This is a genomic window from Helicobacter pylori (assembly GCF_006439795.1).
Classification (GTDB): domain Bacteria; phylum Campylobacterota; class Campylobacteria; order Campylobacterales; family Helicobacteraceae; genus Helicobacter; species Helicobacter pylori_CR.
The window spans coordinates 87,929-110,974 of the sequence record NZ_VEYL01000002.1 but is presented as its reverse complement, the minus strand read 5'-3'; the positions used below and the strand labels follow the sequence as shown (position 1 = coordinate 110,974).

General features: G+C 39.0%; 18 protein-coding genes and 2 pseudogenes. 11 read left to right on the top strand and 9 right to left on the bottom strand.

Annotated elements, in window-relative coordinates; genetic code table 11:
* Positions 1 to 47 precede the first annotated feature (47 nt).
* From FIM66_RS01710 to ligA, 4 genes and pseudogenes are all read right to left on the bottom strand, one after another.
* A pseudogene (locus FIM66_RS01710) lies at positions 48 to 804 on the bottom strand (ABC transporter permease).
* Positions 804 to 1,080: pseudogene (locus FIM66_RS08115) on the bottom strand (ATP-binding cassette domain-containing protein); the annotation flags it as partial. The pseudogenes FIM66_RS08115 and FIM66_RS01710, both read right to left, overlap by 1 nt.
* Before the next feature lie 328 nt (positions 1,081 to 1,408).
* Positions 1,409 to 1,741, bottom strand: coding sequence for a hypothetical protein (locus FIM66_RS01695; protein WP_000399944.1), 333 nt, complete (start codon positions 1,739 to 1,741; stop codon positions 1,409 to 1,411).
* A 124-nt stretch (positions 1,742 to 1,865) separates the two neighbouring features.
* On the bottom strand, positions 1,866 to 3,836 hold the full coding sequence (gene ligA / locus FIM66_RS01690) for an NAD-dependent DNA ligase LigA (protein WP_140599858.1): 1,971 nt from the start codon (positions 3,834 to 3,836) through the stop codon (positions 1,866 to 1,868).
* 77 nt (positions 3,837 to 3,913) lie between these two features.
* On the opposite strand from ligA, the gene FIM66_RS01685 reads away from it, so the two are divergent.
* The 6 genes from FIM66_RS01685 to ppa are packed head-to-tail and all read left to right on the top strand — an operon-like array spanning position 3,914 to position 10,158.
* Positions 3,914 to 4,855: a chemotaxis protein gene (locus FIM66_RS01685; RefSeq protein WP_140548358.1), complete on the top strand. Its 942-nt coding sequence runs from the start codon at positions 3,914 to 3,916 to the stop codon at positions 4,853 to 4,855.
* A gap of 34 nt (positions 4,856 to 4,889) precedes the next feature.
* Positions 4,890 to 6,623, top strand: coding sequence for an aspartate--tRNA ligase (gene aspS, locus FIM66_RS01680; RefSeq protein ID WP_140599857.1), 1,734 nt, complete (start codon positions 4,890 to 4,892; stop codon positions 6,621 to 6,623).
* Positions 6,624 to 6,639: 16 nt separating this feature from the next.
* Complete coding sequence (locus FIM66_RS01675; protein ID WP_140478670.1) at positions 6,640 to 7,215, top strand: adenylate kinase; 576 nt, start codon at positions 6,640 to 6,642, stop codon at positions 7,213 to 7,215.
* Between the two features lie 24 nt (positions 7,216 to 7,239).
* On the top strand, positions 7,240 to 8,238 hold the full coding sequence (locus FIM66_RS01670; RefSeq protein WP_140500054.1) for a glycosyltransferase family 25 protein: 999 nt from the start codon (positions 7,240 to 7,242) through the stop codon (positions 8,236 to 8,238).
* Between the two features lie 57 nt (positions 8,239 to 8,295).
* Positions 8,296 to 9,582, top strand: coding sequence for a glycosyltransferase family 25 protein (locus tag FIM66_RS01665; protein WP_238700912.1), 1,287 nt, complete (start codon positions 8,296 to 8,298; stop codon positions 9,580 to 9,582).
* A 54-nt stretch (positions 9,583 to 9,636) separates the two neighbouring features.
* Positions 9,637 to 10,158: an inorganic diphosphatase gene (gene ppa, locus FIM66_RS01660; protein WP_001047002.1), complete on the top strand. Its 522-nt coding sequence runs from the start codon at positions 9,637 to 9,639 to the stop codon at positions 10,156 to 10,158.
* Positions 10,159 to 10,304: 146 nt separating this feature from the next.
* On the opposite strand, the gene FIM66_RS01655 is transcribed toward ppa, so the two are convergent.
* From FIM66_RS01655 to FIM66_RS01640, 4 genes are read right to left on the bottom strand one after another with little or no spacing between them, the layout of a single operon-like run.
* Positions 10,305 to 12,551 (bottom strand): endonuclease MutS2, encoded by a 2,247-nt coding sequence (locus FIM66_RS01655; protein ID WP_194147166.1) that lies wholly within the window; start codon positions 12,549 to 12,551, stop codon positions 10,305 to 10,307.
* The gene (locus tag FIM66_RS01650; protein ID WP_000537703.1) at positions 12,551 to 12,913 is read right to left on the bottom strand and encodes a hypothetical protein; all 363 of its coding nucleotides are present in this window, start codon (positions 12,911 to 12,913) and stop codon (positions 12,551 to 12,553) included. Before FIM66_RS01650 ends, FIM66_RS01655 begins: the two co-directional genes overlap by 1 nt.
* A complete protein-coding gene (gene murC, locus FIM66_RS01645) occupies positions 12,913 to 14,262 on the bottom strand; it encodes a UDP-N-acetylmuramate--L-alanine ligase (protein WP_140548654.1) in 1,350 nt (449 codons plus the stop codon). The genes FIM66_RS01650 and murC overlap by 1 nt, the downstream gene beginning before the upstream one ends.
* On the bottom strand, positions 14,255 to 15,382 hold the full coding sequence (locus FIM66_RS01640) for a succinyldiaminopimelate transaminase (protein WP_140548652.1): 1,128 nt from the start codon (positions 15,380 to 15,382) through the stop codon (positions 14,255 to 14,257). Before FIM66_RS01640 ends, murC begins: the two co-directional genes overlap by 8 nt.
* Before the next feature lie 152 nt (positions 15,383 to 15,534).
* Between FIM66_RS01640 and ispG the strand changes: the two genes are divergently transcribed.
* The 4 genes from ispG (at position 15,535) to FIM66_RS01620 (ending at position 21,098) form a co-directional block, all read left to right on the top strand.
* On the top strand, positions 15,535 to 16,614 hold the full coding sequence (gene ispG / locus FIM66_RS01635; RefSeq protein ID WP_097694441.1) for a flavodoxin-dependent (E)-4-hydroxy-3-methylbut-2-enyl-diphosphate synthase: 1,080 nt from the start codon (positions 15,535 to 15,537) through the stop codon (positions 16,612 to 16,614).
* Positions 16,615 to 16,616: 2 nt separating this feature from the next.
* Positions 16,617 to 17,822: a 2,3,4,5-tetrahydropyridine-2,6-carboxylate N-succinyltransferase gene (locus FIM66_RS01630; protein WP_140478685.1), complete on the top strand. Its 1,206-nt coding sequence runs from the start codon at positions 16,617 to 16,619 to the stop codon at positions 17,820 to 17,822.
* A gap of 11 nt (positions 17,823 to 17,833) precedes the next feature.
* Positions 17,834 to 18,892, top strand: a complete 1,059-nt coding sequence (locus tag FIM66_RS01625) for a tetratricopeptide repeat protein (RefSeq protein WP_140548650.1) — start codon at positions 17,834 to 17,836, stop codon at positions 18,890 to 18,892.
* Positions 18,893 to 19,046: 154 nt separating this feature from the next.
* A complete protein-coding gene (locus FIM66_RS01620; protein WP_140599855.1) occupies positions 19,047 to 21,098 on the top strand; it encodes a DUF262 domain-containing protein in 2,052 nt (683 codons plus the stop codon).
* 40 nt (positions 21,099 to 21,138) lie between these two features.
* On the opposite strand, the gene mdaB is transcribed toward FIM66_RS01620, so the two are convergent.
* The gene (gene mdaB, locus FIM66_RS01615) at positions 21,139 to 21,723 is read right to left on the bottom strand and encodes an NADPH:quinone oxidoreductase MdaB (protein ID WP_120937758.1); all 585 of its coding nucleotides are present in this window, start codon (positions 21,721 to 21,723) and stop codon (positions 21,139 to 21,141) included.
* 160 nt (positions 21,724 to 21,883) lie between these two features.
* Here mdaB and FIM66_RS01610 point away from each other — a divergent pair, with 160 nt between their 5' ends.
* Entirely contained in the window at positions 21,884 to 23,038 is a 1,155-nt protein-coding gene (locus FIM66_RS01610; RefSeq protein WP_000499066.1) for a hydrogenase 1 small subunit, read from the top strand.
* Positions 23,039 to 23,046: the final 8 nt, after the last annotated feature.

Genomic DNA, 23,046 nt, shown 5'->3' with positions numbered 1-23,046 from the left:
TTACCCCTTTTTTAGCCATTAAACGAATCAATGGTGGGACTAAGGGTTTAACGCATGCGTTCTTTTGGTGTTAGTAACATGCGATTAGCGCTTAGTAAAAATAAAATAATGCCACCAATAATGAAAAATGTTGAAGTTGCTAAAACCAGTATAGTATCAATCCCTTGAAAAGCTTTGATTAGAAGTTGATTAAGGTAGTAAAAAATAGATGTTTTGATAAATAATTGACCAATATTAGGTAGGTATTCTAAAGGAACAAAAACATTACAAGACATTAGTGCATAGAGATTGATGATATTACAAAATCCTAAGATGCTTTGTTCGTTTTGAAAAATTCTAGCTACAAAAATTGCCAAGCAAAAGCAAAACAATGCACTTGAAAAAACACTAACAAACCCCAAAATAAGCGCTTTAAAATTAAGAATAGTGATGATATTGAGCGCATAAAAAGAGAGAACAATAAAGATAAAAGCATATAGGATTACAACGATTAGTCTTGAAGCGATTAATGCTAGAGTTATTTGTTTGAAAGTTGCTGGTGATAGCATGTAGAACAAGAATATATTATGCGATTCTCAAGCTTGTTATAGCTTGAGTGAGACCAAAGATCGCGCTAGAAATAATAAGAAGTCCCATTAGACCTATAATATTATTAAAGTAAAAAATTTCAGTGGTATTTTTTGAAAAAACAAAAATTAGTAATAGGAGCATTAAAATAGGATAAATAAAAGTCCAAAATAGCGTGCTTGTATTGGTGAGATAAGATTTGATTTCAAGTTTTAGGATAGATAGAATTGCTCCCATTAAATATCCTTTAGTAATGCTAATAAGTCTTTTGTGGTTGGTTTTTCTTTAAAGTTAAAAGTTTTAGCTACAGATTTTAATATAGAATTTAAAGGTTTGTATTGAGCAATGTTGCCATTCCAACAATACCCATTCGCAACTATCTAAGACAATAGGATCATGAGTGGCGATGATACTTGTAAGTTGTTGGGTGTTGCGCAAGCTTATGAGATTTGATAGTCTTATAAGAGCGTTTTGCTCTAAACTAGTTTCTAGTTCATCCATAATAATCAATTTTATAAAAAATTGATAGGATTTAAAAAGGTTGCGTTTAATTTAGGTGGGTAGGTTTTTGGGCGTGTGCTGATGTTAGAAATCATAAAATCCCCTTATTAGAAATGATTTAAAATCCCATTTAGGGTTATTATATTTTTTGTCAAAGCGATAGCGTTACTGACAGACACGATTTAAGCGAGTGGACCGATTTTAAAAAGCATTTCAACTCTAAAAATAGACAAAGCCAAGGCTTTGAATAAGAAAGACCCTAAAAAGCTAGAGAAACGGAGTTTTTGATTTTTCATTATCAAAACCCTAAATACCCTCTCGTTTTTTGCCCGCTATTGGTTTATGGGTGTTTTAACATATAAAATTCCAACGCTTTTTCAAAGAGGAGCGAGCGGTTAGGAAAACCTTTCTCTTTCATGTATTCATCCACTTTAGCCATAAAACTAGGCGAAAGTAAAACGCTGTGATTGATTCTTCGCTCTTTACTTGTTTTTTCTTCGTATTCTATCTCTTCTATTTCGGCTAACAAACTCGGCGAAAGCGAAATGTTAAAACTGCTCCTTCGTTCGCTGCTCACTTTTATTTCTGCTTCTAGCTCGGCTAATTCGGTTAGCAACCTTTTGCGCTTGGCTTGTAAAGCCTGAATGGTTGTGTGCACTTTATGGTGTTCCATCATTGCTCCTTAAAATGTCTTTATTTTTCGCATTCTACTATAAAATAGGATTTTGTGAGTAAATTCATTAAGAATGAAAATTGGAATTTTTCTTTAGAATTTAACCGGGTATTTGATTTTAATTTTAATCCAATTCCTTAAGGCGTTTTAACAATTCTTCTTCATTCAAAACGCTCACGCCATGTTTTTGTGCCAGAGCGAGTTTTGAGCCGGGGTTTTCTCCAGCGATTAAAAAATCGGTTTTAGCGCTCACGCTTGAAGCAATTTTTGCCCCTAAATTTTCTAACATTTGAGCGTATTCTTGCCGTGGTTTAGAAAGCGTGCCGGTTAAAACAATCGTTTTATCACTGAAAACAGAAGAGCTTTTTTGCTTTTCTTCAGCCGTATCGCTACTTTTAGGGTTTAATAAATCAAATAACGATCGGATAAATCCCTGATTGCTCGCATAAAAATTGACTAAAGAACGCGCCATTTCCACCCCAAAGCCTTCCATTTCTAAAAACTCAGCTTCGCTTTTTTCTAACACATGTAAGCCGTATTTGGCTAGCGTTTTACTCGCTCCCTTACCGATATGCTCAATCCCTAAAGCGTTGATCAAACGCCATAAAGGAGGGTTTTTGCTCTTTTGAATAGCGTCTAATAGATTTTGAGCTTTTTTGATTTTGAATTTGTCTAGCCGCATTAAATCTTCCAATTTTAAAGCATACAAATCTAGGGCGTTAACAATGAGTTTTTCTTCAAAAAGTTGCTCTATGACTTTATCGCCCAAGCCTTGAATATTTAAAGCGTCTTTAGAAGCAAAATGAATCAAGCTTTCTTTCAACCTTGCCGGACAATTAAGGTTTTGACAATAAGTAAAAATCTCTTCGCATAAAAGCTCATGCGAACATATGGGGCAAACTTTGGGGCGCATGATTTTTTGTTGCGAGCCGTCTCTATAAGTTTCTAAAGGCTTGATGATTTTAGGGATCACATCGCCGCTTCTAATGACGACCACCCTATCATTGAGCATGATATTCTTTTTTTCAATTTCAGAGTAATTGTGCAAGGTCGCTTTCGTAACCATAGCCCCAGCAATTTCTACAGGCTCTAAAACAGCGACTGGGGTTATCGCCCCACTGCGCCCCACTTGGTTAATGACTCCTACAATTTTGGTGTGTTTTTCTAGAGCCGGGAATTTATAAGCACAGGCGAATTTAGGGGATTTTTGCGTGTAGCCTAGCTCCTTTTGAATATCCAATTCATTCACAACGATCACCATGCCGTCTAAAAGGGCAAAAAAGCCCTCCCTTTCTTTAATCAGGGTGTGGTAATTGTCTTCTATTTCTTGGTGGTTTTTGTTTAGGTTTAAGTATTGAATGGCGCTAAAACCTAACGAGACGATAAAATCCAAACACTCCTTAAAGCTTAAAAAATTTAAAGAATGCTTGCCCACGCCCCAAGGGATGAATTGCAATTTACGCTTTTTAGTGATTTTACTATCAAGCTGCCTCAAACTCCCTGATGCGGCATTTCTGGGGTTAGCGAATAGGGGCTCGTTAGCGTTTAGGCGTTCTTTGTTTAAAGCGTCAAAATCCTCTTTAGAAATGATCACCTCGCCCCTGATTTCTATTTCTCCATCATAAGCGATAGAATGGGGGATATTAGCGATGTGTTTGGCGTTGTGGGTAACAAGCTCTCCTTCTAAGCCATTACCCCTAGTGGTCGCACTCACTAGCTTGCCATGGTGATACAAAAGATTGAGCGAAACCCCATCAAGTTTGGGCGAGCACACGAACGAAGCGCTAGGATAGGCTTTTAAAATGCGTTGCAACCACGCTTGCAATTCGTTTTGATTGAACACATCATCTAAGCTCCACATCCGCATTAAATGGGGGTTTTTATTGAACGAATTGGGGGTAGTAGCCCCCACTTTTTGGGTAGGAGAATTGGCTTGAATGCTATTAGGGTTTTTTTCTTCATAAGCTTTTAATTCTTGATAAAGTTCATCATAGACCGCATCGCTTACGATTGACTCATCAAGGTTGTAATAATGGTGCGATAGCGTGTTTAAGTATTCAATTCTTTCTAAATATTCTTTTTGGCTTTTTATCATGTTTGTAAAAACCTTTTAAACTAAATTAGGGTAGTATTATAACATTTAATCTTTGGTAGGGCTTTAGGGGAAAATAGGTGGTAAGAGACATTGACAAAACGACTTCGTTGCACTTGAGCAACGAAGTGCAATTTCTATGCTTTAGATTAGATGCAGAAAAAGACGCCCAGCTTTATGGAATGAATATTTTTAAGATCCGAGAAATTATCCATTATGACGGGGAGGTTACAGAGATTCTTGGGGGGAGCGATGGCGTGATGCTCGGGTTTCTTAGCGTTAGGGGCGAATCCATTCCTTTAGTGGATGTGAAAAGGTGGTTGCATTATAACGCTAATGATCCGAGTCGTGATCTAAAAGAATGCAGCGTTAAAGATGATCATAATTTGGTGATCGTGTGCCATTTTTCTAACCATTCCATCGCTCTAAAGGTTTTAAAAATTGAAAGGATTATTCATAAAAATTGGACTGAGATTAGCGCCGGGGACAAACAAGGCATTAATGAAGAGGGTAAGCTTAGCGCTATTACTCGTTTTGATGAACAACGAGTGGTGCAGATCTTAGATGTGGAAAAGATGATTAGCGATGTTTTCCCTAGCTTGAAAGATTTAGACGACTTGACTTTGCGTTGCATAGAAGCCATTCAAAGCCAAAAACTCATTTTAATCGCTGAAGATTCCTTAAGCGCTCTTAAAACCCTAGAAAAGATCGTTCAAACTTTAGAATTGCGTTATTTAGCCTTTCCAAACGGGAGGGAATTGTTGGATTATTTGTATGAAAAAGAACATTATCAACAGGTCGGTGTGGTCATTACGGATTTAGAAATGCCTGTTATTTCAGGGTTTGAAGTGCTAAAAACCATCAAAGCTGATAGCAGGACTGAGCATCTTCCTGTGATTATCAATTCGTCCATGAGCAGCGATTCTAATCGCCAATTAGCCCAATCTTTAGAAGCGGATGGTTTTGTGGTAAAATCTAACATTCTTGAAATCCATGAAATGCTTAAAAAAACGCTTTCATAAATTTAATTTTTGTTTTAATTTAAAGGGATAAAACATGCGAAGTCATTTCTGCACAGAAATCAGTGAAAAAGATGTGGGTAAAACCATCAAAGTGGCCGGGTGGTGTAACACTTATAGAGACCATGGAGGCGTGGTTTTTATTGATTTAAGGGATAAAAGCGGTTTAGTGCAACTCGTCTGTGATCCTAGCTCTAAGGCTTATGAAAAGGCTTTAGAAGTCAGGAGCGAATTTGTGCTAGTGGCTAAAGGAAGAGTGCGTTTGAGAGGCACTGGGTTAGAAAACCCTAAACTAAAGACCGGTAAAATTGAAATTGTTTTAGAAGAGTTAGTCATTGAAAATAAAAGCGCTACCACACCGATTGAAATTGGCAACAAACATGTGAATGAGGATTTGCGCTTGAAATACCGCTATTTGGATTTGCGCTCTCCTAATTCTTATGAAATCTTTAAATTACGCAGTGAAGTGGCTTTAATTACTCGTAACACTCTGGCCCAAAAGGGCTTTTTAGAGATTGAAACCCCCATTTTGTCTAAAACCACGCCTGAGGGGGCTAGGGATTATTTAGTGCCAAGCAGGGTGCATGAGGGCGAATTTTTCGCGCTCCCCCAAAGCCCGCAATTATTCAAACAGCTTTTAATGGTGGGGGGAATGGACAGGTATTTTCAAATCGCTCGTTGCTTTAGAGATGAAGATTTGAGGGCGGACAGGCAGCCAGAATTCACGCAGATTGATGCGGAAATGAGTTTTTGTGATGAAGATGATGTGATGGGCGTGGTGGAATATTTGTTGCAAGAGATTTTTAAAGCGATTGGGCATACTATTTCTAAACCTTTTAAACGCATGCCTTATAAGGAAGCGATGGAAAATTACGGGAGCGATAAGCCGGATTTACGCTTTGAATTGCCTTTAATAGAAGTGGGGGATTGTTTTATGGACAGCTCAAATTCTATTTTTTCTAATATCGCGCAAGATCCTAAAAACAAACGCATTAAAGCTTTGAATGTTAAGGGGGCTGATGCGCTTTTTAGCCGCAGCGTTTTAAAAGAATTAGAAGAATTTGTGCGCCAATTTGGGGCTAAAGGCTTAGCGTATTTGCAGATTAAAGAAGATGGGATTAAAGGGCCTTTAGTTAAATTTTTAAGCGAAAAGGGGCTTAAAAATATTTTAGAAAAAACTGGTGCAAAAACTGGAGATATTGTCTTTTTTGGAGCTGGGGATAAAAAAATCGTGTTAGATTACATGGGGCGCTTGCGCTTGAAAGTGGCTGAAACGCTTGATTTGATTGATAAAGACGCTTTGAATTTCTTATGGGTGGTCAATTTTCCCATGTTTGAAAAAACCGAAAACGGCTATCATGCCGCGCACCACCCCTTTACGATGCCTAAAAATATAGAATGCGAAGATATAGAAGAAATTGAAGCGCATGCGTATGATGTGGTGCTTAATGGCGTGGAGCTTGGTGGGGGGAGCATTAGGATTCATAAAGAAGAAATGCAAAAAAAAGTCTTTGAAAAAATCAATATCCACGAAGAGGAAGCGCAAAAGAAATTTGGCTTTTTATTAGAAGCGCTAAAATTTGGTGCTCCTCCTCATGGAGGCTTTGCGATAGGCTTTGATCGCTTGATCATGCTAATGACCAAATCCAATAGTATTAGAGATGTGATCGCTTTCCCTAAAACGCAAAAAGCTTCATGCTTATTGACTGATGCGCCTAGCCCCATTAATGAAGAGCAACTAAGGGAATTACACATTCGCTTGAGAAAATAATTTAAAAGGATACGATATGAAACAACTATTTTTGATCATTGGAGCCCCAGGGAGTGGTAAAACCACTGACGCAGAGCTTATCGCTAAGAATAACAGCGAAACAATCGCTCATTTTTCTACCGGGGATTTACTCAGGGCTGAAAGCGCTAAAAAGACCGAGCGAGGCTTATTGATTGAGAAATTCACTTCTCAAGGCGAGTTAGTGCCTTTAGAAATTGTGGTAGAAACGATCCTTTCAGCGATTAAAAGCTCTAGTAAAGGGATCATTTTAATTGATGGCTATCCCAGGAGCGTGGAACAAATGCAGGCTTTGGATAAGGAATTGAACGCTCAAAACGAAGTGATCTTAAAAAGCGTGATTGAAGTAAAAGTGAGTGAAAACACCGCTAAAGAAAGGGTTTTAGGGCGCTCTAGGGGGGCTGATGATAATGAAAGGGTGTTTCATAACCGCATGCGGGTGTTTTTAGATCCCTTAGCTGAAATCCAAAATTTCTACAAGGCTAAACATTTGCATAAAATCATCAATGGCGAAAGAAGCATTGAAGAAATCGTGCATGAAATGCAAGAATATATTTTGTCTTTTGCGAATTAAAATGCGTTCCAAAGAGAATGAGCTGTGATTGGTGTCTATATCATTTCTTTAAAAGAAAGTCAAAGGCGTTTGGATACTGAAAAACTCGTTTTAGAATCCAATGAAAAATTTAAAGGCCGTTGTGTTTTTCAAATCTTTGACGCTATTAGCCCTAAACACGAAGATTTTGAAAAATTACTTCAAGAGCTTTATGACGCTCAAAGTTTATTGCAATCTGATTGGTATCATTCTTATGTTGGTGCTGGTTTGACTTTGCCTGAATTAGGGTGCTATTTAAGCCATTATCTTTTATGGAAAGAATGCGTCAAATTAAACCAACCGGTCGTTATTTTAGAAGATGATGTAGCATTAGAGTCTAATTTCATGCAAGCCTTAGAAGATTGCTTGAAAAGCCCTTTTGATTTTGTGAGACTCTATGGGTGCTATTGGTATTACCACGAGACAAAATTCCATGTTTTACCCAAAGAATTTGTATTTCCTCCCTTTGATTATCCTTTTAAAAATAACCCTATTTTAGAAAAATTTAAAAAATTTTTTGATGTTTCTAGATTTTTAAATCTTTCTACCCATAAAGTCATCCACTATATTCTCAAAAAAATACAAAAAAGCTATTACGCAACGCATGAAAAAGAAGCCTTTTTTTTAGAGCATTTTTACCTCACCAGCGTGTATGTGGCTTCTACAGCCGGTTATTACTTAACCCCTAAGGGCGCTAAAACTTTTATAGAGGCCACGGAGCGTTTTAAAATCATAGAGCCGGTGGATATGTTTATGGATAATTCTGCTTATCATGATGTGGCGAATCTGACTTATGTGCCTTGCCCTGTTTCTTTAAGCGAGCATTCTTTAGACAGCACCATTCAAAAGCCCCAAAAAAAGAGCTTGAAATCTTACCCATTTCCGCCTAAAAAATCAACTTTTAAGAATCTTTTCTACTACAGCATTAACGCTAAAAAACGTTTAAAAGCCTTTCAACAATACAGCAAGCAATACGCTCCTTTAAAAACCCCTAAAGAGGTTTAAAAAGAATGAAAAAACTTTATGGTAGAATGCCACAGAATGCCATATTTAGGAGTTCATTTGACACAAGTTTATATCATTTCTTTAAAAGAAAGTCAAAGGCGTTTGGATACTGAAAAACTCGTTTTAGAATCCAATGAAAAATTTAAAGGCCGTTGTGTTTTTCAAATCTTTGACGCTATTAGCCCTAAACACGAATATTTTGAAAAACTCGTTCAAGAGCTTTATGATGCGCAAAGCATGTTAAAATCCGATTGGTTCCATTCTGATTATTGTTATCAAGAATTATTGCCCCAAGAATTTGGGTGCTATTTGAGTCATTATTTTTTGTGGAAAGAATGCGTTAAAACAAACCAACCGGTCGTTATTTTAGAAGATGATGTAGCATTAGAGTCTAATTTCATGCAAGCCTTAGAAGATTGCTTGAAAAGCCCTTTTGATTTTGTGAGACTCTATGGGCATTATTGGGGAGGCCATAAAACCAATTTGTACTCTCTCCCTATCTATACAGAAACTGAAGAGGCTGAAGCGTCTATTGAAAAAACGCCTATTGAAAATCATGAAGTTACCCCCCCCCCCCCCAATCCCACACAAGATGCGCAACAAGACTCTATTATTGAAACGCAACAAGACCCTAAAGGACTATCTGAGCCTTGCAAAATAGTGCCCCAAAAAATCTCTTTTAATCCAGTGGTTTTTAGAAAAATTAAAAGAAAACTCAACCACTTCATTGGAAGTATTTTAGCTCGGACGGAAGTGTATAAGAAACTCACAGGAAAATACGATGAACTCACCGATGATCTCAATAAGAATATTGCGGAAAAATACGATGATCTCACTGCAAAATACGATGATCTCACTGCAAAATACGATGATCTCACTGCAAAATACGAATCCTTATTGGCAAAAGAGGTAAACATCAAAGAGACCTTTTGGGAATCTCGCGCTGATAATGAAAAAGAAGCGCTATTTTTAGAGCATTTTTATCTCACCAGCGTGTATGTGGCCACTACGGCAGGCTACTACCTCACGCCTAAGGGTGCTAAAACCTTTATAGAAGCCACGGAGCGTTTTAAAATCATAGAGCCGGTGGATATGTTTATGAACAACCCCACTTACCATGATGTGGCTAATTTTACCTATTTGCCTTGCCCTGTTTCTTTAAACAAGCATGCTTTCAATAGCGCCATTCAAAATGCAAAAAAGCCTGACATTTCATTAAAGCCCCCTAAAAAATCTTATTTTGATAATCTTTTTTATCATAAATTTAACGCCAGAAAGTGCTTAAAAGCCTTTAATAAATACAGCAAACAATACGCTCCTTTAAAAACCCCTAAAGAGGTTTAAAAAGAGCGGGCTTTATGTTAGAATAATTTTTTTTATTATTCAAAGGAGATTGCAATGAATTTAGACCAATTAGAAGTGAGTCATGACGCTGATTCTTTGTGCGTGGTGATTGAAATATCCAAGCATTCTAATATCAAGTATGAATTGGATAAAGAAAGCGGGGCTTTAATGGTGGATAGGGTGCTTTATGGGGCGCAAAATTACCCCGCAAATTACGGCTTTGTGCCTAACACTTTAGGATCTGATGGCGACCCTGTAGATGCGCTGGTTTTAAGCGATGTGGCTTTTCAAGCCGGAAGCGTGGTAAAAGCACGCTTGGTTGGGGTTTTGAACATGGAAGATGAAAGCGGGATGGATGAAAAATTACTCGCTCTACCCATAGATAAGATTGATCCCACGCATTCCTATGTTAAAGATATTGATGATTTATCCAAACACACTTTAGATAAAATCAAACATTTTTTTGAAACTTACAAGGATTTAGAGCCTAATAAATGGGTGAAAGTCAAGGGGTTTGAAAACAAAGAGAGCGCGATTAAGGTTTTAGAAAAAGCCATAAAAGCCTATCAAGGCTAAAGATTTTTAAGGGTTTTGGCTCAATTAAGCGATAAGCCCTTTTTAACGCTTACAATATAAAAGGCTTTGTCCTCATTGGGCGTTGGTGTAAAATCGCTTTATAGTTTAAAGCAGATTTTGTATTTCCCATAAAAAAGCACCAAAAACTACAATTTAACGATTTTAACCCCACTGCCGCCTAAATTAATGGGAGCGTCGCTAAAGCTTACCACTTTAGGGTGGTTTTTTAAAAATTCTTTCACAAACTTTTCTAAAATCCCGCTCCCTTTGCCATGGCAAATCAGCACTTCTTCAAAGCCCCCTAAAAGCGCGTCGTTTAAAAAAGCGTCTAGTAAATCTAGGGCTTCTTCGCTGCGTTGCCCCCTTAAATCAAGGCGTAAGCCCGCTTCTTTGGGTTTAGGAATGATGGTTTTAGAGAGTTTGAATTTGTTTTTAGGGGGTTTTTGGATTTGTTTCAACCAACTCCCATGCGCTTTTAAGCGCATTCCAAGCTCGGTTTCTACCAAGTAATAGCCCTTGTCTAAAATTTGCGCTATCAGCACGCTTTCATTTTTATAGCGCGCTTTTTCGTTAATTTGAAAGCTTGTTATCGTTTGGGGGATCTCATGGCTTGTTTTATGCTTGTTTAAAATCTCGCTCGCCTTATGGATTTCTTTATGCATGGAACTGGTATCTTTTGAAGCGACTTCGCTTTTTAAGATATTTAGGGCTTGTTGGTAGGATTTTTCCAATTCCAATTTTTTATTATGAAAGATTTCTTTTTGTTTTTCCATTTCTAAAAGCCATGCGTTTTTTAAATCTTCTTGCTCTTTTAAAGCGTTCTCTAAGCTTTCATTTTTTTGTTTCAATTCCCTTTCTAGCGCGCTGGAATTTTCAATCAAAACATTCAATTTTTCCTTATCTTCGCCATAGAAGGCTTTCGCTTTTTCAATCAAAAAATGCGGCACGCCATAGCGCAAAGCGGTTTCAAACGCATAGCTTTTGCCAATAACCCCTTTTAAAAAAGTGTAAGTGGGCCGTTCTTTTTCTTCGTCATAAAGAGCGGCTAGTAATTCCACTTCCTTGTTTTCTGCCATTAACACGCTCAAGCGTTTGTGGTGCGTGGTGATAATGATTTGGTTGTTTTGTTTAAGCAATTTTTCCAACAGGGTTTTATACAAACTGCTCGCTTCATCAGCGTCAGTCCCTAGCTCAATTTCATCAACGCCTAAAAGCATGTTTTCTTTGGATAAAAGAGCGCTAAATTGCTTCATTCTGCCTGCAAAAGTAGAGATATTGTTCGTGCTGTTTTGGGGGTCGTTGATAATGGCGTGGATTTCTTTGAAATAGGGGATAATGGAATGATGGGCGTTGATTTTCATAGGAATGAGATGCTTGCTCAAAAAAGCCGCGCTTAAAAGCGATTTTAAGAGCATGGTTTTCCCGCCCGCATTCACGCCGGTAACAGCGAGCATGGATTTTTCAAACTTCAAATTTAAGGGCTTTGGCTCTTTTAGAATGGGGTGCGAAAAGTTTTCTAAAACCATTTTTTTTTGCGTAAAGCTTGGCATGACAAATTCTAAATTGTAGGCTTTAGCGAAATTAAGCCGTGCTTGCAAGCTGTCTAAAAAATCAAATTCTTTAAAAAGGAATTTTAAAAATAAAAGGTGTTTTTGCAAGCTGTGGCTTAGAGTTTGACACATTTCAACAATACAACAATCTATTTCATTACCAATTTGCACGATTTTTTGGGCGATTTTTTGCGCGCTTTCAGGCAAAAGATAGAAATAGCCATTAGCGCTCCTTTCTAGCACAACGCCTTTAATCGCGCTAGAAAACCCGCTCTTTAATAAAAGGCATTCATAACCATGCTTAAGGTGGCTTTGCGTATCCACTAAATAAGGGGCAAGCTCTTTAGAGTGGGCGTAATGATGAATGACTTTTACACTCTCTTTTTTAAGGCGGTTCAAGCTTTCATTCAAAGCGTCTAGGGTAGCGTTCGCCCCTTGTTTGATTTGCCCTTCATCATCTAATAAAAGGATCAAATCATTAAAAAAGGGGGGTAAAATAATAGCGTTAAGGCGTTCATGAAATTTTAAATGCGTGAAAGGTTTAAAAGCGTTTTGTAAAACGACAATGTAGCGCAATCGTTTGACAATCTCAAAAATTTCATCTAAATGGAGCGTCCCTAATTTGGTGAGTTTGATGACAATAAGATCGCTTTCTTTCACGCTTTTAGGGGCGATCAAACCGATCGAATCCACTTCAGTTAAATAAGTGAAAACCTGTTTGAGATCGTTTTCTAAAGCAATAGTGTCTCTTTCTTTTGCAAAAAAGGTTTTAAAAAGAGCGATAAACTCTTTTAAATCCAGGCTTTCTTCTAAGGGTTTGGGTGGGGTATTATTATTCATCATTAGGGTTGGATTAAGGGATCTTTTTGAAGCGTCTGACAAGAATCCAAATCCACAAGAACATCTTTCATAGGGGTTTGTTTTTTGCCTAAAAAGCTCAAAGTCCCGCTCACTAAATTAAAGGTTTGGTTATTGACTTTAATGCCTTTACACAACAAAGTTTCCCCTCTTAAAAACGCTCTTTGCAAAGCGATTTCTTGTTGGTTTTGTTGGTTTTGTTTATAAGTATAAACGCTGATGCTCGCTCCTATAATCCCTACGATTAAAAAAGCTAAAATCTTTTGTTTGGGGCTTGCTAAACCAAAATCCCTTAACACTAAAAACAATAAAATTAGCGTTAAAAATAAAACAACCGCTACGCCCATTACATTTCGCCTCTCAATTGATAGGTAATATCCCCCGCTCCAAAGCCTATCACAAAGCCTTTTTCAATCGTTTCTACCACCTTATCATTGACTAACAGCTCTAAAAAATCCCCTTTTTTACGCACCCTGTCTATAAAGGTTGGGTTATAATGCTTAAAATGGGCTTTCAAATCAATGTCTCTTTTGACTTCACTCGCGCTATAAACGGGTAGGATAATCAATCTGTCGCAATGCTCTAAAAAACATTTTTTAAATTCTTCTAAATTATCCATTAAGCGAGAGTATTTGTGCGCTTGCCAGATCACTATAATTTTTTCTTGCGTGTTCAATAAATTCGCATAAATCCTAGCGCTTTTTAAAGTGGCGCCAATTTCAGTAGGGTGGTGGGCGTAATCATCAATGAGAATGAGATCGTTTTTTTGCAAAATATCAAAGCGTTTTTTAATGCCTTTAAAATTCAATAAATTATTTCTAATTTCTTCTAAATTCAATTCATCTAAAGCGCTTAAAATCGCCAAACTCGCATTCGTAGCGTTATGTTCGCCTAACCCCCACACCAAAAAAGCCCCCAAATCTTTCAATTCAAATGAAGTGTAAGGCTCGCCGTCTTTTAAAATGTATTGGATATTATAAATGTCTTTTTTTTCTAAAACAATGGCGTCTTTAGAATAGTTTTTTAAAAAAGGATCTTCTCTATAAATCACTCTTTTTTGAGCATGGTCTAAAAAATATTTATAAGCGGAGAAAAAGCGCTCTAAATCGTGGTCATAATGCTCCAAATGTTCTGGCTCTGTGTTAGGCACAATCGCGCAAAAAGGGTTGGAAAATAAAAAACTTGAATCGCTCTCATCGGCTTCAAAAACCAAGCTCATATCCGCACTCTCTCGCACATTGGAATCAAACTCTTTAGAATGCGCCCCAATAATCGCTCCAAAAGTAGGGCAAATCGCGCTCAACATGGCTGTGATACTGCTCTTTCCATGAGCCCCACACACGCTAAAAACGCGCTTGTCTTTAAGGATAGAATATAAAGCGTCTTTACGAGACAAAATAGGGATTTCTAGTTCCTTAGCCCTTTGTATTTCGGTATTGTCTTCTTTGATAATGGCTGAATGGATAATAACATCTTGATGATTGATCGCTTTTGGATCATGCGGGATATTAATTTCTACGCCTAAAGCTTTCAAATACTTAACGCTAGGGCTTATGGCAATATCAGAGCCGCTGATCTTAGCCCCTTGCGCTTTAAGGTATTTGGCTAGGCCTGAAATGCCAATCCCCCCTATACCGATAAAATGGATCTTGCAATCTTGTAAGTTTTTGAGTAAAACTTTTGGGGTTTCAAGCATGGTTTTCTCGATAAGCTTCTATGATTTCTAAAGGCTTTTCTAAAAGGGGAGTGTCATAGACAAGGGCTAAACGCACGCAGTCAGCACCGATATGATTACGCCCTAAATACAAAGCCGGTAAGGTGGTAATGCCTTCGTTTTGATAAAGTCTTTTGGCAAAATTTTCGCCATCTTTAACGGGCAGATACACATAAAAACTATAAGGATAAATGAGCGTGTCTTTAAAGATTTTTCGCGCCAGTTTCAAATTATTCGCATAAATATTGCGGAAAAATTCTGCATGTTCATCATCTAGCCAAGCCGCTTCACTAGCCTTTTGGATCGCATTAGCGCTCGTATAGCCTAAATAGGTACGAAACGCTTTGTATTTTTCTAAAAGGCTGCTATCCCCAGCGATAAAACCACTCCTTAGCCCTGGAGCGCTAGATCGTTTGGAGAGCGAGTGGATCACTAAAACATTTTTAAACGCTTCATTACCAGCCAGCATGCAAGCTTCTAAAAGCGAAGGAGAAGGCGTATTTTCATAAATTTCACTATAACATTCATCATTGATTAAAATAAAATCATGTTTTAAAGCGAGTTTGACCCAAGCGATCAATTCTTCTAAAGAAAGGGTTCTTCCGGTGGGGTTGTTAGGGGAATTTAAGATCACTAAATCCACTCCTTGCAACTCTTTTTCATTCAAGCTTGGAGTGAAATCATTTTCTTTAACTAAAGGCATTAAAAGGCTTTTAGCCCTAGCGAATTGGGCTGATCCTTCATAGATTTGATAAAAGGGGTTAGGGTAGGCGATAGTGGGGTTTGGATAGTCAAATAAAACAAAACTAGGGAAATTGAATAACACTTCCCTAGATCCTAGCGTGGAAACTAATTCGTTTTCTTTCAATTCTACCTTAAAACGGCGTTTAAAAAAACTTCTTTGAGCCTCTCTCAAACCCTCTTCAAACGCGCTTTTAGGGTAGATATTGAGTGAATGGGTGTGCTGTTTGAGAGCGTCTTGAATGAATTTAGGCGTTTCAAATCGCGGCTCGCCGATGCCTAGATCCAACCCCTTTTTTTTAGGGGTGATCTCTTTAAACAAGGCTCTTAATCGTTCAAAAGGATAAGGCTCAAAAGTCATAGGGCTACTTTAATTTAAAATGGAATAGTTGATCTTACCTAAAATTTAAGCGTTTATCATTGAAAGCGCTAAAAAAGAGCGAAAGAGGACATAAAAGAGAGAGCATAAAAGAGTATAATAGCGAGTGAGAATTTAACTGATGAAGAGGTTTAATGCTAGAAAATAGAGTTAAGACCAAGCAAATTTTTATCGGTGGCGTGGCCATAGGGGGTGATGCTCCTATTAGCACGCAAAGCATGACCTTTAGTAAAACCGCTGATATTGAAAGCACTAAAAATCAAATTGACAGATTGAAACTTGCCGGGGCTGATTTAGTGAGGGTGGCGGTGAGTAATGAAAAGGACGCCCTGGCTTTAAAAGAATTGAAAAAAGTGTCTCCTTTGCCCTTAATCGCTGACATTCATTTCCACTATAAATTCGCTCTCATTGCCGCTCAAAGCGTGGATGCGATCAGAATTAACCCTGGAAACATCGGCTCTAAAGACAAAATTAAAGCGGTGGTTGATGCTTGTAAAGAAAAAAACATTCCTATAAGAATTGGCGTGAATGCCGGGAGTTTAGAAAAGCAGTTTGATCAAAAATACGGGCCGACTCCAAAAGGCATGGTAGAAAGCGCTTTGTATAACGCCAAGCTTTTAGAAGATTTGGATTTTACCAATTTTAAGATTTCTTTAAAAGCGAGCGATGTAATGCGCACCATAGAAGCTTATAGGATGCTTCGCCCTCTTGTGATCTATCCTTTCCATTTGGGGGTTACGGAGGCGGGGAATCTTTTTAGCTCCAGTATCAAATCCGCTATGGCTTTAGGGGGGCTTTTAATGGAAGGCATTGGGGATACGATGCGCGTATCCATCACAGGGGAATTAGAAAATGAAATCAAAGTGGCTAGAGCGATTTTACGCCATAGCGGGCGTTTGAAAGAGGGGATCAATTTGATTTCTTGCCCCACTTGCGGGCGTATTGAAGCCAATTTAGTGGATATGGCGAGCAAGGTAGAAAAACGCCTAAGCCACATTAAAACCCCTTTAGACATTAGCGTGATGGGTTGTGTGGTGAACGCTTTAGGTGAAGCCAAGCATGCAGACATGGCGATCGCTTTTGGGAATCGCAGCGGTTTGATCATTAAAGAGGGTAAAGTCATTCACAAACTGGCTGAAAAGGATTTGTTTGAAACTTTTGTGATAGAAGTGGAAAATCTGGCTAAAGAAAGAGAAAAGAGTTTAAAGGATTAGGCATGATCAATAAGTTTAAAAATTTTGTGAGCAACTACCAGCAATCCAGTTGTTACAGAGAGCCTTTAGGTTTTGGCATTGCTAGGGTGGATATTGCCCCTATTTCCAAAAAGATTTTATGCGCCACTTACCCCGTTTTGAATTGGAAAGAGGAAAATCTAGGCTCTTATGCGGTGTTTTGCAATTCGCTTTCTAAAGACAAAATCCTAAAAGAGAGCGCGAGCGAGCGTGTCGTTGAGATTGATGAAAGTTTTGTGCTAAAAGCGCTAGATTTTTATACGCCCTTTTTGAATGAAGCCTATTCTAATAAAATGGCTCATAAAAACATTCAAGTGGTTTTAGAGCTTTTAAAGGCTTTAGAAGAAAATCGTTTGAAAAATAGCGATGGGGAGTTTCTTTATCGCTTGGTGATCTTGTTTGAAGATAAGCCTTGCGAGAGCGTGGAGAGCGCGTATATGAAACTTTTAGCGCTTTCTTTAGGGAAAGCCCCTTTGAGGAGTTTGAATTTAGAGGATATTTTTAACCAGCTTTCTAATGCGGCCTGGAGCGGCAACAAGCCTTACGAATTAGAATGGCTCAGAACGAACGAAGTGGCTTTAAAAATGCAAGGCAATTTCCCTAGCATTGATTTTATAGATAAATTCCCGCGCTATTTGATGCAATTAATCCCTGAATTTGATAATATCCGCTTACTGGATAGCTCAAAAACGCGCTTTGGGGCGTATTTAGGGACTGGAGGTTATACCCAAATGCCCGGGGCTAGTTATGTGAATTTTAACGCAGGGGCTATGGGAGTGTGCATGAATGAGGGGCGCATTTCTTCATCAGTGGTGGTTGGAGTAGGCACTGATATTGGTGGGGGAGCGAGCGTTTTAGGCGTTTTAAGTGGAGGGAATAACAACCCCATTAGCATCGGGAAAAATTGTCTGTTAGGGGCTAATAGCGTTACCGGCATTAGTTTAGGCGATGGCTGTATTGTGGATGCAGGCGTTGCGATTTTAGCTGGGAGCGTGATAGAAATTGAAGAAAATGAGTTTAAAAAGCTTTTAGAAGTGAATAGCAATTTAGAAAAACATGCCAATAATCTTTACAAAGGCAAAGAGCTTTCCGGAAAAAATGGCGTGCATTTTCGTTCCAATAGCCAAAATGGTAAGCTGATTGCTTTTAGGAGCGTGAAAAAAATTGAGTTGAATCAAAACCTGCATTAAGGATGAAAAGAATGCTCAAAAAAAGTTTGTTATTGCTTGTTTTTTTAATTTTACAGCTTAGCGGCGCTGAAGAAAATAACCAAGCCCAAAAAAACACACCCCCTGAATTAAATCCCGCTAACGCTAAGGGCGCGCCAAACCCTAACACCCAGATCACCCCTAAAAACGATAACTCTAACCTGTTAGACAAATTGGGATCGCCTGAAAACGCTCAAACCGAGCTTTCTGCCGGTATTGATTTGGCTAAAAAGGGCGATTATCAAGGGGCTTTCAAGCTTTTTTCCCAATCGTGCGATAATGGTAATGCGGCCGGGTGTTTTGCAGTGGGGGCGATGTATGCTAATGGGGTAGGGATCCAAACGAACAGATTAAAAGCCGCTCGCTATTATGAAATGGGTTGCAGTGGGGGCGATGCGACCGCTTGCGCGAATCTGGCTCAAATGTATGAAAACAAGAAAAATGCGGATACGAACGATAAAGAAAACGCTTTGCAATTGTATGCGGTGGCTTGTCAAGGGGGGGATATGCTCGCATGCAATAATTTGGGGTGGATGTTTGCTAACGGGAGTGGGGTCCAAAAAGATTATTACAAAGCGATAGGTTATTATAAATTTTCATGCGATAACGGGAATGATATGGGGTGTTATAATCTGGGCTTGATGTCTAATGTGAATAATATTTACGGCATTGATAAGGCCAAGCTCAGTCAAGTGGATTTGAATTATTTGGCTTGTAACGCGGGGGATATGATGGGGTGCGCGAATTTGGGCTGGATTTATGCGAATGGGGATTTAGGGGCTCCGTTAAATAACCACTATGCGGCGAAATATTTTCAAATGGCATGCGATGGGGGGATTTTGGGGAGCTGTAACAATTTAGGCGTGCTGTATCAAAAGGGCTTAGGCGTGCCTCAAGACGATCAAAGGGCTTTGGATTTATTCTCGTATGCGTGCGATAATGGTTTTGAGTCGAGCTGTCGTAATTACGGGAATTTTAAAGAGCATTTATTGCGCGTGAATCCTAATTACGGGCGCTTGTTCATGCCGTATCATTCTTATGAGATACCCTAATTTTTAAGAGATTAGTGCTTGCTTTGTGCAAGCTCTTTTATTTTTTTGAATTAATTCAGCTACAAATTGCGGTTTTTTCAAAAGTTTAAGCTCTTTTTTTTTTTTTTGATTTAATACTCGGTGTGATTTCAATTTGACTTAAAAAGGAAAAGCGATGAAAGCGATACAAAGCACCATTAACGACTTTTTCGCCCTAACAGGCACGGTATTTTCTATCCCTGTATACCAGAGGAACTACACTTGGGAAGAAGAAAATTGTGAAAAATTACTGGAAGATATTGTCAGTATTTCTCAAAATAAGAAAACGCATTTCATGGGTTCTATCACTTATATTTTGCATCATGTTGATGATGAAAAGAGCTTAAGACAACTCCAAGAATTTGTCATCATTGACGGGCAGCAAAGGGTTACTACCATCATGCTTTTGCTTAAAGCCATAGAGACAAAGATACAAAATGAAGGGATAAAAAAAGAGATTGACGGACTACTCAATCTTTCGGGACAAAGGCTACGCCTAAAGCCCATTAAAAGCGACAAAGAAGCCTTTGATCTTGTCAAGCAAAATCGATCGCATGAACTGCAAGGCGTATCACACATCAGGAACAATTATAAATTTTTCACCAAAGAGCTTGACAATTATATCAGCAAAGGGTATCGCATTGAAGAGATTTATGGCGCGTTTTTGCGGCTTAAAATCGTAGCCATAGGCTTAGAGTTAGGCGAAGACGATCCGCAAGTGGTGTTTGAAAGCATTAACGCTACCGGCGTGCAATTAAAAGGGCTAGATCTCATCCGCAACTATCTGATGATGGGGGAAAATTCTGACAACCAGAATCGTCTTTATAATACTTATTGGGTTCCTTTAGAAGATTGGCTTGGTGAAAAGGATTTGAATGAATTTATTCTAACCTATTTAAGAATCTATTTTGAAGATAAATTAAAAAAAGAAGAGCGTGAAGTGTATTACGCGCTAAAAGCCCACCACAGAGAGAATTTCCCTAATGATATACAAGCTCTCATGAGCGATATGCGTGAATATGGGAGAATCTATCAAATCTTTTTAGACAGAGATCATTATTTTTTACATCGTGGAGACCCGCAACAGTTAGCGAATTTACGCCTGTGCATCAAAGATCTTGTGAAGATCAAATTTGGCGTGGCAAAGCCCTTTGTTTTGCGTTGCGCCAGAGATTTTGAAGAAGGCAAATTGGATTATGAAAACTTCTGTGAAATTTTGCAAATCCTTATCAGCTACTTCGTGCACCGGAGCGTGTGCGGAGAGCCTGCCCCTGCACTTGCTGAACTTCTTTATTCTTTATACAGACAGCTAGGGGAAGATGTTTCAGCCGATGCATTGAAGCGGTATTTGGGCAAGAGCGTTGGACGAACGGCGTTCCCTAATGACGATAAAATTAAAGCGGCGTTTCTTGTGCGTAACGTTTATGCAACAAATCAAGTGTGCAAATTCATCCTGCTTGAGATTGAAAAGTTAAGTAACGCTGAACCACCAAGAGAAGAAAATCTAGAAGTGGAGCATTTCTACCCCAAAACCCCCACCCAAGAATGGCGCGATAGGGTGGGGGACTATTTCACTTTTGAGCAAGACTACCTCAATAATTTTGGGAATCTGACCTTATCAGGGCAAAATCAAAGGCTTGGCAACAAACCTTACGAGGCAAAAATAGAGCTTATGGAAGAATACAGCTCCTTGCATTTAAACGACTATTTCATCAATAACACCCATTCTTGGGGGATAGAGGAAGTGAAGGCTAGGAGCGAATATTTAGCGGATAAATTTTGTCAAGTGGGGTTGTTTAAAGATTTGCCTAAAGAATACCGCACCAGAGAGATTAGTAAAACCCTTGATGATGACTTAACTTCCCATAATCTTCAAAGCGTTAAGCTCCCCAATCATCAAAGGAAAACAGCAAAAAACGCTAAGGAATTGGCTAGCGTTGTCATAGACTATTTGCTAGAAAACGCCAGAGAAGCCTTTGAAAGCTACACAGACGATGAGTCTCCAAGATACATTTACTGGGATAAAGCAAAAGCTGAAGCAAGGGATAGAGATGGCACTCTTGTTGTGCCTTTTGAAAAATACGGATTCTACTTTGTGAGCAATACGAGTTATCAAACGGTGGGCAGTAATCTTAGGGATCTTATCTTAGGCTGCGATCTCAATCCTAAAGACTTTATTGTGGAATAATCAAGCCCCAAAAAATGGGGGGGTTAAAAAAATTTTAAAATCACTTGCCAAAAGCTTGGTGCAAATGCGTGGTGAGAGAGTTAAGATACTGCTCTACTTGGGGGTTTTTCACCACATCGTTGCAAATAAAAGTAGGCAACGCTGAAAGCCCTAAAAATTGGAACGCTTTATGCAAATGCAAATACACAACATCCACACCCACCCCTTCAAAAAATTCATTAGGATCGTTAAAGGCTTCAATGGGAGCGTTCCAGGTCAAGCTCAACATGTATTTTTTGCCTTGCATTAAGCCTCCTTTCCCGTAGTTTTTAGTGGGGTTTTGCGAACTTCTGCCGTCGCTAGCATAAAGTTTCCCATGCCCTAAAGTGAAGACTTCATCAATGTATTTTTTCACAATCCAAGGCTCGCCCATCCACCAGCCAGGCATTTGCCAAATCGTCGCATCAGCGTTAAAGAATTTCTCCACTTCTTGAGCATGTTCATAGCCTTTATCTACGATCGTTGTATCCACTTCTAGCCCCAAAGATTCTAAAGTCTTTTTTGCATGTTGGGTCAAAGTTTCATTGAGTTTCCCCCCAGAGCTCCCGAACGCTTTGGCCCCGTTAATGATGAGTACTTTTTTCATTTTGTTCCTTTTTTAAATAAAATAGTTGGGAATTCTATCCAAATGAAACTTAATATTAAAGAAATTCTCTCAACCTAAATAAAAATTAAAAAACAATCAATTGTAACTGTGTTATTTTTATTATGTTAAGATAATGAAAATTTCCAGTTAAGGAGTGGCGATGTTCTACGATGAAAAAAAGACCTATCAAAAGATTGAAGAACGCCTTGAGATAGTCAGCTCGTTTAACGCTCATAACGAGCATAAAAACTTGCAAGACGAGTTTAAGGGTGCGGGCATTTCTAGGCGCGATTTGTTGAAGTGGGCGGGCATGATGAGCACGACTTTAGCTTTACCGGCTAGTTTTGCTCCCTTGACTTTGAAAGCGGTAGAAGTGGCTAACAGATTGCCTGTGATTTGGTTGCACATGGCAGAATGTACCGGTTGCAGCGAGAGCTTGTTAAGGAGTGCAGACCCCACCATTGATAGCATTATCTTTGATTACATCAACCTAGAATACCATGAGACCATCATGGTAGCGAGCGGTTTTCAAGCTGAAAAAAGCTTGCATGACGCCATAGAAAAGCATAAAAACAATTACATTTTAATGGTAGAGGGCGGTATCCCCCAAGGCACAGAATACTTTCTCACTCAAGGTCCAAACGCTGAAACGGGGGCTGAAGAGTGTAGGAAAGCCGCTCAATACGCAGCCGCTATTTTTGCCATAGGCACATGCTCAAGTTTTGGGGGCGTTCAAGCGGCTTACCCTAACCCCTCTAACGCGCAACCCTTGCATAAAATCATTGATAAACCCGTGATCAATGTTCCCGGTTGTCCGCCTAGTGAAAAAAATATCGTGGGCAATGTGCTTTATTACTTGATGTTTGGGGCTCTCCCTAAATTGGATGCGTATAACCGCCCCTCTTGGGCTTATGGGAACAGGATTCATGATTTGTGCGAAAGGAGAGGGCATTTTGATGCGGGCGAGTTTGTGGAACATTTTGGCGATGAAAACGCTAAAAGGGGCTTTTGCTTGTATAAAATGGGCTGTAAAGGGCCTTACACTTTCAACAATTGCTCCAAACTCCGCTTCAATTCACACACCTCTTGGCCCATAGGTGCAGGGCATGGGTGCATAGGGTGTTCTGAGCCTAATTTTTGGGATACGATGAGTCCTTTTGAAGAGCCTTTGGCGAATCGCTCCATTAAAACCGCTTTTGATGGATTAGGGGCTGATAAAGTGGCGGATAAAGTCGGCACGACTTTACTCAGTGCAACCGCTATTGGCATTGCCGCGCATGCACTCCTTTCTAAAGCGATCAAAAACAAAGAGTAAGGGATTAA